This is a genomic window from Clostridium sp. (assembly GCF_030532265.1).
Lineage (GTDB): Bacteria > Bacillota > Clostridia > Clostridiales > Clostridiaceae > Clostridium.
Window position 1 is genome coordinate 1 of sequence record NZ_JAUNLM010000065.1, and the last position, 10,771, is coordinate 10,771.

The window sequence follows — 10,771 nt, forward strand, 5'->3', positions numbered from 1 at the left end:
TAATTTTATAATTTAAAACATTAATTTAGTAATTTAAAGGTTTGTAAAATCTTTAAAATTTACAAAATAAAATAAATCTTAAAAGAAATACTCGTAAATAAGAATAAATAAACAAAATATATATTCTTATATAATATACTCGTAAATGATAATTAAATAGATAAGAAAAATTTAATATTTAAATAATATTCTATTAAGAATAAAAAATTATAATAATAAAGTACAAATTAATTAAAGACAATAAAGGAGAGTTAAAATGAAAAAAACTTTTATAGCAAAAATTCTTATAATAGCATCTGTTTTTACTGGTATAGTAGGAAATGTAGCATTTGCTGATCAATTTAATGTAATAACTTTAGGTGCTAATTTAACATCAAAGCAAAAAGAAGAAATGCTTAAATATTTTAATGCGAAAGAAGGTACTTATCAGTTAATAACTATAAATAATAAAGAAGAAAGAGAAGCTCTAAAAGGAATAGCTACTGAAAATGAAATAGGAAATAAAACTATATCTTGTTCATATGTGCAACCTACAGAAAAAGGTAATGGAATAAATGTTAAAACTGTTAATTTAACTTGGGTTACAGCAGCAATGATTACTAATACATTGGTTACAGCTGGAGTTAATGATGCTAATGTAATAGCAGCAGCTCCATTTCAAGTTTCAGGTACAGGAGCTTTAACAGGAATATTAAAAGGATTTGAAGATTCCACCGGAGAAAAGCTTGATAATAAGAAAAAAGAATTAGCAAATAAAGAGTTAATAGTAACAGGAAATTTAGCTGATAATTCTAGTATAGGAAAAGAAAAAGCTGCTGCTGTTGTAAATGATGTAAAAACAGAAGTAATTAAAGATAAAGCGAAAGATGAACAAGCAGTTACTAAGATAATTAATAATATAACTAATAATTATAATATAAATCTTTCTCCAGAAAATAAAAAAGAATTACAAGATTTAATGGTTAATATAGGGAAACAAGATTATAATTATGATGAACTAAAAAAGACATTAAATGAAATTGGAAACAATATAAATGAGGTATTAAAGGAGTCTGGAGAAGCTATAAAAAACTCAGGGCTTTTTGATAAAATTTGGACTAGCATAAAGAACTTCTTTAATGGATCAGAACAGAAAAATAATAATCAAAACTCAGGTATAATAAATGAAACTAACGATTCAGCATTATCAGGAAATACTGTTGTAACAAGCAATACGGAAGGAACTAAAACAGAAAATAATAATTCTAATGAAAACAGTCAATCTTCATCAAATGAAAACAATTCTAATTCAGGTGATAAAAATATTTTGGACAGTTTTGTATCATGGATAAAAGGTATATTTAATATAGAGTAAAATTTGTAAAATTAATTTAATAATTATATACTATAAATGTACATTCATTAAAAGGAGAGATTATATGGACTTAAAAGAAGAAATATTAAACGAAGAACTAAAATATAAGGGGAATTTCTTAAAATTTGTAAATATAAATGTTAAGCTTCCAGATGGAAATGAAGGTAGTAGAGATGTAATAAGACATCCAGGTGCAGCTGCTATTTTAGCGTTTTTAGATGATGAAACAATATTATTAGTAAAACAATTTAGAGTAGCTTTAAATGATATATTACTTGAAATACCTGCTGGCAAATTAGAGGCAGGAGAAGATCCAAAATTATGTGCTATAAGAGAACTTGAGGAAGAAACAGGTTATAAATCAGAAAATATAGAATATTTAGGAACTATAGCTACTGGTGCTGGATTTACTGATGAAAGAATTCATCTTTATAAAGCAACAAATCTTTACAAAGGAATAAAAGGTGGAGATGAAGATGAATTTATAGAAGCAGAACCTTACAAATTAAAAGAAGTAAAAGAAATGATAAAATCAGGTAAAATAATAGATACAAAAACAATTTCAGCATTTATGTATTTATAATTAATAAAAAGAAGTAATATTTATAATATTACTTCTTTTTATTTTACATATTTTTAGAATAAATTTAAGTTCCTAATCATAGTATTAGTTATAATACTTTAGGAGGATAGAGAGATGCATTTTTCATTAAATAAATTAAGTAAAACTTTTGAGGAACAAAAAGTATATTATTTATTAGTAATATTATTTTTTTGTGTTGGTATTGTATTAGGAGTATATGCTATAAAAAGTATGAATTATATAGATAGACAAGACCTAGCTAATTATTATACGAGTTTTGTAAATAGTATAGAAAAAAAGACAATAGATTATGGAATTTTGTTATTAGAAGTATTAAAGAAGAATATATTTTTAATAGCGCCAATAATTTTATTAAGTTTCACTTTTTTTGGAGCACCACTAATACTTGCTCTTAATTTAGTTAAAGGCTTCACATTAGGTTATACATTTACTTTTTTACTTACAACTTTTAATGGTAAGGGGCTTGGAATTGCATTGGCATCTATAATACCACAAAATATAATATATATTCCCTGTATAATAGCTATAAGTATATTAGGACTTAATTTATCAACTATGAAATTTAAAGAGAAGTTTATAAAAAGAACACCTATAAAAAATTTAATGTTGAATAAAGGTGGAGCAAATTTAATAATTGCATTGCTATGTATTTTTATTATTGGAATAATAATAGAAACATATGTATGTCCTAATATAATTAAAGTAATATTAAAAAATGTATATTTATAAATAATGGTTAGCTAATGATGTTTTAAAAAAGAAGTATAAAATATTCAATATATAAAGCAATGTTTTAGGAGAGAATAATGTTAGAAATTATAGAGAATTACAAAAGGTATTTATTAAATAATGAAAAAAGTGAAAATACAGTATATGCATATGTAACTGATGTTAATCTTTTTATTAAGTTTCTTAACTCAACTAAAAAACCATTATATACATCAAATAATAATTCAATTATAGAGTATATAAATAATCTTTTGAAAAATGGAAAATCTGAAAGATCAATAAATAGAATAGTGATTAGTCTTAGAAGTTTTTATAGTTTTTTAAAAAATGAAGGTAAGATAGATGATATTCCTAAAATATCTTATAAGAGTACAAAAACAAATAAAAAATTACCTCAAATTTTAACTGTAGATGAAGTTGATAAAATAATAAAGTGTGTAGAAAAGAATGGAGTAAAAGGAATAAGAGACAATGCTTTATTAGAACTTATGTATGCTACTGGAATGAAAGTATCAGAATTAATATCATTAGATGTAGAAGATATTAATTTAGATTTATCATTTGTAAAATGTACAGATAACAAAAAATGTGAAAGATTAATTCCAATAGGACGAAGTGCTATTAGAGCTCTTGAAGAATATATATTAGTAAGAGATGAAATTGCAGAAAGTGGAGTTAATAAGTTATTTGTAAATCTTAATGGAAGAGGATTAACAAGGCAAGGGATATGGAGAATAGTAAAAGAGTATTCTCATAAAGCTGGAATAAAAAAAGATGTAAATCTTAATACTTTTAGACATTCTTTTGCTGTTCATATGTTACAAAATGGTGCTAATGTACGAGCTGTTCAAAAATTATTAGGTAATCAAGTATTAACCTATATGGATACTTATTATGAAATAATAAATAGTGATAAAATTAATTTAGTATATAAAAACTCACATCCAAGAGCATAAAAATCAAATTAAGTATTAGTGGTAAATAATTTAAAAACTAGCCATATTTGGCTAGTTTTTTATTTTTCTAAAATATGAAATAAATAACAGCTTTAATTATTCTTTCTATGGTAACACTAATATCGAAGGGAGGATTTTATATGAAAAAAATATGTAGTAAATTTTCAAAAATACTTTTATTAATTATGACATTTTTAATGTTACCATTCGCACCAATACAAGCAATTGCAAATGATAAATCAGATGATAAGATGAAAATAGAAGCTAAATCTGCATTATTAATTGAACCTACTACAGGTAAAATTATATATGAAAAAAATTCAGATGAAAAATTTGCTCCTGCATCAGTTACTAAAATAATGACTATGTTACTAGCAATGGAAGCAGTTGACTCTGGAAAAATTAAATTAAATGATAAAATAACATGTAGTGAAAATGCCAAAAAAATGGGTGGAAGTACAATGTTATTAGATACAGGTGAAGTTAGAACTGTAGAAGATATTTTTAAAGGAATAGCAATAGCATCAGGAAATGATGCAGCAGTTGCAATGGCTGAATATTTAGCAGGATCAGAAGAAAGTTTTGTTGAACTTATGAATAAAAGAGCTCAAGAACTTGGAATGAAAAATACTACCTTTAAAAATTGTACTGGTTTACCAGCTGAAGGACATTTATCAACAGCTAAGGATATATCTTTAATGTCTATGGAATTATTAAAACATAACAAGATATTAAAATATACTGGAACTTACATGGAAACTATATCAGAAGGAAGAAAATCTCCAATTGAATTAGTTAATCACAATAAGCTTGTAAGATTTTTTAAAGGCTGTGATGGATTAAAAACAGGATATACATCAGAAGCAAAATATTGTATATCAGCAACAGCAACACGTGATGGAGTAAGAATGTTAAGTGTTATTATGGGTGCTCCTACATTTAAAATAAGAAATAGAGATGCAAGTTTACTTCTTAATTATGGATTTTCAAAATTTACTGGTAAAAAATTATTAGGTAAAGATGAAGAAATAGGTAAAGTATTTATGGGACCTGATACTGATAAATATTTTATTGCTAAAGCTAAAACAGATTTAAATGTAGTTGTAGAAAAAGGTTCTAAAGGTGAAATTAAAAATGAAATTAAATTTGATAACAACAAAAAGAAATATGATTCAGGAGAAATTGTTGGAAAGTGTGAAGTATATATAGATGATCAAAAAGTTGGAGAAGTTGAAATATATACAGATAGAGAAATAAGTAATCCTAACATATTCGAAAAAGTTAAGTTTAAAATTAAAAATTTAATTCCAAAGTTTAAATAATAAAAATAAAGAAGCTATATATTATATAGCTTCTTTATTTTTTAATTTAAATTAATAGAATTTTATTATATAATTATAATGTTATTTTAGTTGAAAGGTGTGTATTTATGGAACTACCAAAAATAAGGGTAGCGGACTTTGAAGGTCCATTTGATTTGCTTTTGTATCTTATTAAAAAAAATAAGATGAATATATATAATGTAGAAATTTATAAAATAACAAATCAATATTTGCAGTATTTAGATACTATGAAGGAGATGGATTTAGAGATTACATCTGAATTTATAGTTATAGCTGCTACCTTGATAGAAATAAAATCAAAAAGTCTTTTACCTAAAGTAAAAAAGGTAGAGGAAGTTGAAGAAGATGTTGAAAAAAAGCTCTTAGAAAAATTAATATTATATAAAAAAATAAAAGCATCTACTGAATATTTCAAAAAAGTTTCTTTAGAAAATAATATAAGTTATTCTAAAAAACCAGAAATTATAGAAGATATAAGTGATAATAAAATCGATAATAAAGAATTATTTAAAGATTTAACTTTAATAGACCTCTATAATATATATAATAAATTACTTGAAGTAAAAAAAAATAAAAAAAATGATTTTAATATTATTCAAAGAAATATAAAGACAGATCAATATAAAATAGAAGATAAATATGATTATATACTTAAATCTTTAAAGAAAAATAATATAAGAAAGTTTAGTGAGTTTATTAATAAATGTGAAAATAAGTTAGAGTGTGTTGTTACATTTTTAGCTTTATTAGAATTAATTAAACAAAAACAAGTTAAAATATATCAAAGCTCTAATTTTGAAGACATAATTATAAAAGGATGTGACGGTAATGGAGAAAGTTAGTGTAGGGCAATTTGAATTTAAAGAAATATCTAGAAAAGATCCTATTAAAGGAGCTATAGAAGCACTACTATTTGTAAGTGGAGAGCCTTTAACATTAAGAGACTTAGCTATTAATTTAGAAGTAACTCCTAAATACTTAGAAGAAATAATTTCTGAATTAAGTTTAGAATATGAAATATCAAATAGAGGCATTAAGTTAATAAATATAAATGGATCTTATCAATTAGTTACAAAAAATGAATATTCAAATTATATTCAAAAGTTATTAAAGAAAAATAAAAGACAATCATTAAGTCAAGCATCTTTAGAAAGTTTATCTATAATAGCATATAAACAACCAATAACTAGAGTTGACATAGATGAAATAAGAGGTGTTAAATCAGAAAGCGCAATTCAAAAATTATTAGAAAGAGATCTTGTAGAAGAGGTTGGAAGACTTGAAGTTCCAGGAAGACCAATCCTTTATGGAACAACAAATGAGTTTTTAAGACAATTTGGATTATCTTCTATAAAAGAATTACCATCATTAGAATTATTTGAAGTAGCTGTAACAGAAGAAATAGAAGATATTAATGAATAGATGCAAAGATAATTAAAAAATAAAAGCATAGAGGATTAATCCAACTATGCTTTTATTTTTTAATCATCAACATCTATAGTTTTAGTGCTTGCATCTATGTTTATATTAACATCTTGATTTTCTTTTTTATTTTCGCAACTACTTTGTTCTTTTTTACAGAATGTATCTTTAAATAATTCAAGAACTTGAGGTACAGTATCTACTATCCTATCATATGTATTATCTTGTTCTACTGGTAATAACCTTACTGAATTTTCTCTTACAACTAAAAATGCAACTGGCTTTACTGATACACCAGCTCCTGATCCACCACCAAAAGGATAGTCTATTTCAAAATCTGATGATACCTTATTTGGAGAATCAAATTCTGTACCACCTGATGCAAAACCAAAAGATACTTTTGATATAGGAATAATATATGTTCCATCTCTAGTTTCTACAGCATCACCTATAATTGTATTAACATCAACCATATCTCTTATATTTTCCATTGTACTTTTCATTAAATTTTGAATTGGATGTTCTTTGTTCATAAATCCCCTTTAACAGGGTTCACCTCCCTAGACTCAATTAAAGATTTTAATATTAAAACTAATATATAAATAATTTTTCCAAAAGATAAATATAATATACATTTAAGATGAATATTAATAAAAGAATATTCTTTAAATATAGGATTAATATTAAAATTTGAATTGTTAACTTTAAATATTATGCTAATGTATCTATATAAAAATGTTAAAAATGAACTTAAAATTCCATATGTAATTGCTGTTTTACATGCATCTCCTAATGAATAATCTAAACTTCCTAAAAGTTTAATGGAAGGTTTAGCATTATATTTATTTATATTTGAAAAAATATTGTTTATAAACTTTACATAATTTAAATTTAACTTTTTATTTAAATTTTTAATAAACTTATTTGGTAAATTTTTAGCTTTTTTATTAGTTGATATTGTTGAAAAATTATAAAATTTTACATTTAAAACCTTATCTTCATAAAATACACTAAATTTTATTGGAATAGGAGTTAATATAATGAGCATTATAATTAATAATACAAAATTAGAAACTTTCATTTTAAACCTCCCTACAATATTAATATTCTGAGCAATTATTAGGAAAAATATACTATGAATATTAGAAAAAGATTATTTAAAAATAATAATGAGGTGATTTTATGAGAAAAATTAAATACATAATACAGGCACTTCTAATTTGTTTTATTTTAAATATATTTTCTATAAATGCTTTTGCTGATACTAATCTTAAAGTATCTGCTAGAAATGCAATAGCAATAGATAAAGAAAGTAAACAAATTTTATATGAACAAAATGCTTTTGAAATAGTTAAAATGGCTAGTACAACAAAAATACTTACTGCATTAGTTGCAATAGAAAATGGAGATTTAAATGAAGAATTTGAGATTTCAAAAAATGCAGCATCTGTTAGAGGGTCAAAGGTTGGCTATAAAGCTGGTGAAAAAATAAAATTAAGAGAGTTATTATATGGCTTAATGTACAAGTCAGGTAATGATGCAGCTATAGCAATTGCAGAAGGTATTGGAGGTTCAGTAGAAGGATTTGCAGAAAAAATGAATCATTTTGCTATTGGTATAGGAATTTTAGATTCACATTTTCAAACTCCACATGGGTTAGATAAAGAAGATCATTATTCATCAGCTTATGATTTAGCAATATTATCATCAGCTGCAATGAATTATGACATTTTTAGAGAAATAGTAGGAACTAAGTCTATAAATAAAGAAAGATATGGATTTTCAAGAGATTATAATAATATCAATAAAATTCTTTGGAAAATTCCAGGAGCAAATGGAATAAAAACAGGTTATACTGGTGGAGCTGGTAAGTGTCTAGTCTCTTCTGTGAATAAGGATGGAAGAGATATAATAATAGTTGTATTAAATTGTCCAGATAGGTGGAATCAAACTGAAAAAATATTTAACTACATAAAAGATACATATTCATTTAATTTATTAAATAGTAAACAGCTAGTCTTAGAACAAGTAAATCCTTTGTTGGCACAAAATATTAGTGAAGAAGAAATAATTAAATCTTATAGTGAAGATAATACAGAATATGAATTAGAAGTATTTAAACCTTATACAAATTTAAATAAGGGAGATATAATAGGAGCATTTAAAAATAGTAAGATAAAATCAAAAAATAATAATATTGAACAACAGTTAAAATTATCTAGAAATATGAAAAGAGAAGATTTAGATAATATAATAACATTCAAATAATAAAAAAGTATGATAACACCAAATTGGTTTTATCATACTTTTTTCTGTATATTAAGAACAAAATAAATACATAACTAATATCTTATTAGGAGAAATAAGTTTTAGGGGGAAATAATGATTAGAGAAGACATAGACTGTATTGATGCTGGGAGTGAATATTGTCCATGCAAATTAGCAGAAACGGGTGAATGTATTTTATGCTCACAATTGCAAGGTAAATGCTTTTGTGATTGTATAAATTGGAAAGGAGTTTGCATATATCAGGAATTTTTTAACAATGGAAATAAAGCAAAAGAAAAAAGAGAAAAGTTTAATTGCAATATATTAGATATAAAAAATTATGATGGAAAAGTTATAGTAATTAAAATAAAAGTTACTCACAAACTAGCTTTGGATTTAATTAATCCAGGAAGTTTTGTTTTTTTATGTCCTGATGATGATAAAAATTTTGATTTTCCTATATCAATATTAGAATCTAATACAAATAATGATTGTATAACTATGGCTATAGAAATAAGAGGAATTAAAACGAAAAAATTATTAAATTTTAAAGTTGGAGATTTTATAAATATAAGAGCACCTTATTGGAATGGAATATTTGGAATTAAAAATATAGAAAAACAAGTAAACACTAATTGCATGATAATTGGAAGAGGGATAGGAATTGCTCCTATGATTCCAATATTAAGAAAATTAAGATTACAAAATTGTTCAATTGATTGTATTTTAGATTATTCATCATTAAATGAAGAATTTATAGATAACTTTGTAAGTAAATATGTTGATAGTAGTCTAAATATAAATACATTGGTAAATGGAAAATTAACAGATGAATTGAAATATAGAATATATAATAATATAGAAAAAGGAGTTAATTATATACACATAGGAGGAGCAGATATATTGACATATAATATTATAAATTATTTGCATGAGTTAGGAAAAGATGAAGTACTATTATCTTGTTGTAATAATTTTAAAATGTGTTGTGGTGAAGGAGTTTGTGGAGCATGTACAGCTAGATATAAAGGTCATAAGGTAAAAAGATTTTGTAAAATCCAAACAAATCCTAGAAACATATTTGAAGAAAGGAGATTAATATGAAGGTAGTTATAATAGGTGGAGGTTGGTCTGGGGTTGCAGCTGCTATTACAGCTAAAAAAGCAGGTGCAGATGTTCATTTATTTGAAAAAACTGACTTACTTCTTGGACTTGGTAATGTAGGTGGGATAATGAGAAATAATGGAAGATTTACTGCGTCAGAAGAATTAATTGCATTAGGAGCAGGGGATTTAATTAAAATTACTGATGATTGTGCAAGACATAAAAATATAGAGTTTCCAGGTCATAAACATGCTAGTTTATATGATGTAAATTTAGTAGAAGGATTAGTTAAATCTCATTTGAAGAATATGGGTATTAATTTATATATGGAAACTAGGGTTAAGGATGTAGAATTTAAAGATAAATTAATACAAAAAATAGTATTGGCTGATGATACATGCATAGATGGAGATGTATTTATAGAAACAACTGGATCAACTGGACCTATGGGAAATTGCTTAAGATATGGTAATGGATGCTCAATGTGTGTATTAAGATGTCCGGCATTTGGACCAAGAATTAGTATAAGTGAAAGATGCAATATTGAAGATATAAAAGGTGAAAGAGCAAGTGATGAATTAGGGGCCTTTTCTGGGTCTTGTAAATTATCAAAAGATAGTTTATCAAAAGAAATAGTAAATGAATTAGATGAAAAGGGAGTAGTAATACTTAAAATACCAGAAGAAGATGTAAATTATAATAAGTTAAGTAGTAAAGTTTGTCAGCAATATGCTTTAAAAGAATTTGCAGAAAATATTATCTTGTTAGATACTGGACATGCTAAATTAATGACTACTTATTATCCTTTAGAGAAACTTAGAAAAATAAAGGGACTTGAAAATGCAAAATATGTAGATCCTTATGCTGGAAGCAAGGGGAATTCTATAAGATATTTATCAGTAGCTCCTAGAACTAATTTTATGCAAGTGAAAGGAGTAGATAATCTATTTTGTGGTGGAGAAAAATCCGGACTGTTTGTAGGACATACAGA

The 10,771-nt window shown here is 24.8% G+C and carries 12 protein-coding genes; 10 read left to right on the forward strand and 2 right to left on the reverse strand.

What is annotated here, in order from left to right:
- Nucleotides 1-256: 256 nt before the first annotated feature.
- From Q4E08_RS10630 to scpB, 7 genes are all read left to right on the forward strand, one after another.
- Nucleotides 257-1,354 carry a DUF1002 domain-containing protein gene (locus Q4E08_RS10630; protein ID WP_303130810.1) on the forward strand — a complete coding sequence of 366 codons (1,098 nt, stop codon included), beginning with the start codon at nt 257-259 and terminating at the stop codon, nt 1,352-1,354.
- 64 nt (nt 1,355-1,418) lie between these two features.
- Nucleotides 1,419-1,937: an NUDIX hydrolase gene (locus Q4E08_RS10635; protein WP_303130811.1), complete on the forward strand. Its 519-nt coding sequence runs from the start codon at nt 1,419-1,421 to the stop codon at nt 1,935-1,937.
- 114 nt (nt 1,938-2,051) lie between these two features.
- Nucleotides 2,052-2,687 (forward strand): stage II sporulation protein M, encoded by a 636-nt coding sequence (gene spoIIM / locus Q4E08_RS10640; RefSeq protein ID WP_303130813.1) that lies wholly within the window; start codon nt 2,052-2,054, stop codon nt 2,685-2,687.
- Nucleotides 2,688-2,764: 77 nt separating this feature from the next.
- Entirely contained in the window at nt 2,765-3,643 is an 879-nt protein-coding gene (locus Q4E08_RS10645; protein WP_303130817.1) for a tyrosine-type recombinase/integrase, read from the forward strand.
- Nucleotides 3,644-3,840: 197 nt separating this feature from the next.
- Nucleotides 3,841-4,965: a D-alanyl-D-alanine carboxypeptidase family protein gene (locus tag Q4E08_RS10650; protein ID WP_303130839.1), complete on the forward strand. Its 1,125-nt coding sequence runs from the start codon at nt 3,841-3,843 to the stop codon at nt 4,963-4,965.
- A 107-nt stretch (nt 4,966-5,072) separates the two neighbouring features.
- A complete protein-coding gene (locus tag Q4E08_RS10655) occupies nt 5,073-5,828 on the forward strand; it encodes a segregation/condensation protein A (protein WP_303130819.1) in 756 nt (251 codons plus the stop codon).
- Nucleotides 5,815-6,408 carry an SMC-Scp complex subunit ScpB gene (gene scpB / locus Q4E08_RS10660; RefSeq protein ID WP_303130821.1) on the forward strand — a complete coding sequence of 198 codons (594 nt, stop codon included), beginning with the start codon at nt 5,815-5,817 and terminating at the stop codon, nt 6,406-6,408. The genes Q4E08_RS10655 and scpB overlap by 14 nt, the downstream gene beginning before the upstream one ends.
- 59 nt (nt 6,409-6,467) lie before the next feature.
- Here scpB and ytfJ read toward each other — a convergent pair whose 3' ends face one another.
- On the reverse strand, nt 6,468-6,941 hold the full coding sequence (ytfJ, locus tag Q4E08_RS10665) for a GerW family sporulation protein (RefSeq protein ID WP_303130824.1): 474 nt from the start codon (nt 6,939-6,941) through the stop codon (nt 6,468-6,470).
- Nucleotides 6,938-7,489, reverse strand: coding sequence for a DUF2953 domain-containing protein (locus tag Q4E08_RS10670; protein ID WP_303130827.1), 552 nt, complete (start codon nt 7,487-7,489; stop codon nt 6,938-6,940). Before Q4E08_RS10670 ends, ytfJ begins: the two co-directional genes overlap by 4 nt.
- Before the next feature lie 101 nt (nt 7,490-7,590).
- Between Q4E08_RS10670 and Q4E08_RS10675 the strand changes: the two genes are divergently transcribed.
- The 3 genes from Q4E08_RS10675 to Q4E08_RS10685 form a co-directional block, all read left to right on the forward strand.
- Nucleotides 7,591-8,676 carry a D-alanyl-D-alanine carboxypeptidase family protein gene (locus Q4E08_RS10675; protein WP_303130830.1) on the forward strand — a complete coding sequence of 362 codons (1,086 nt, stop codon included), beginning with the start codon at nt 7,591-7,593 and terminating at the stop codon, nt 8,674-8,676.
- A 114-nt stretch (nt 8,677-8,790) separates the two neighbouring features.
- Nucleotides 8,791-9,780 (forward strand): sulfide/dihydroorotate dehydrogenase-like FAD/NAD-binding protein, encoded by a 990-nt coding sequence (locus tag Q4E08_RS10680; RefSeq protein WP_303130833.1) that lies wholly within the window; start codon nt 8,791-8,793, stop codon nt 9,778-9,780.
- Nucleotides 9,777-10,771: FAD-dependent oxidoreductase (locus Q4E08_RS10685; protein ID WP_303130836.1), on the forward strand; the 995-nt coding region annotated here is incomplete at its 3' end. The genes Q4E08_RS10680 and Q4E08_RS10685, both read left to right, overlap by 4 nt.

Coding starts and splice junctions, on each gene's coding strand:
- Q4E08_RS10635 (WP_303130811.1), top strand. CDS start 1,419: ATGGACTTAAAAGAAGAAATATTAAACGAAGAACTAAAATATAAGGGG.
- ytfJ (WP_303130824.1), bottom strand. CDS start 6,941: ATGAACAAAGAACATCCAATTCAAAATTTAATGAAAAGTACAATGGAA.
- Q4E08_RS10630 (WP_303130810.1), top strand. CDS start 257: ATGAAAAAAACTTTTATAGCAAAAATTCTTATAATAGCATCTGTTTTT.
- Q4E08_RS10655 (WP_303130819.1), top strand. CDS start 5,073: ATGGAACTACCAAAAATAAGGGTAGCGGACTTTGAAGGTCCATTTGAT.
- scpB (WP_303130821.1), top strand. CDS start 5,815: ATGGAGAAAGTTAGTGTAGGGCAATTTGAATTTAAAGAAATATCTAGA.
- Q4E08_RS10645 (WP_303130817.1), top strand. CDS start 2,765: ATGTTAGAAATTATAGAGAATTACAAAAGGTATTTATTAAATAATGAA.
- Q4E08_RS10670 (WP_303130827.1), bottom strand. CDS start 7,489: ATGAAAGTTTCTAATTTTGTATTATTAATTATAATGCTCATTATATTA.
- Q4E08_RS10675 (WP_303130830.1), top strand. CDS start 7,591: ATGAGAAAAATTAAATACATAATACAGGCACTTCTAATTTGTTTTATT.
- Q4E08_RS10650 (WP_303130839.1), top strand. CDS start 3,841: ATGTTACCATTCGCACCAATACAAGCAATTGCAAATGATAAATCAGAT.
- Q4E08_RS10680 (WP_303130833.1), top strand. CDS start 8,791: ATGATTAGAGAAGACATAGACTGTATTGATGCTGGGAGTGAATATTGT.
- spoIIM (WP_303130813.1), top strand. CDS start 2,052: ATGCATTTTTCATTAAATAAATTAAGTAAAACTTTTGAGGAACAAAAA.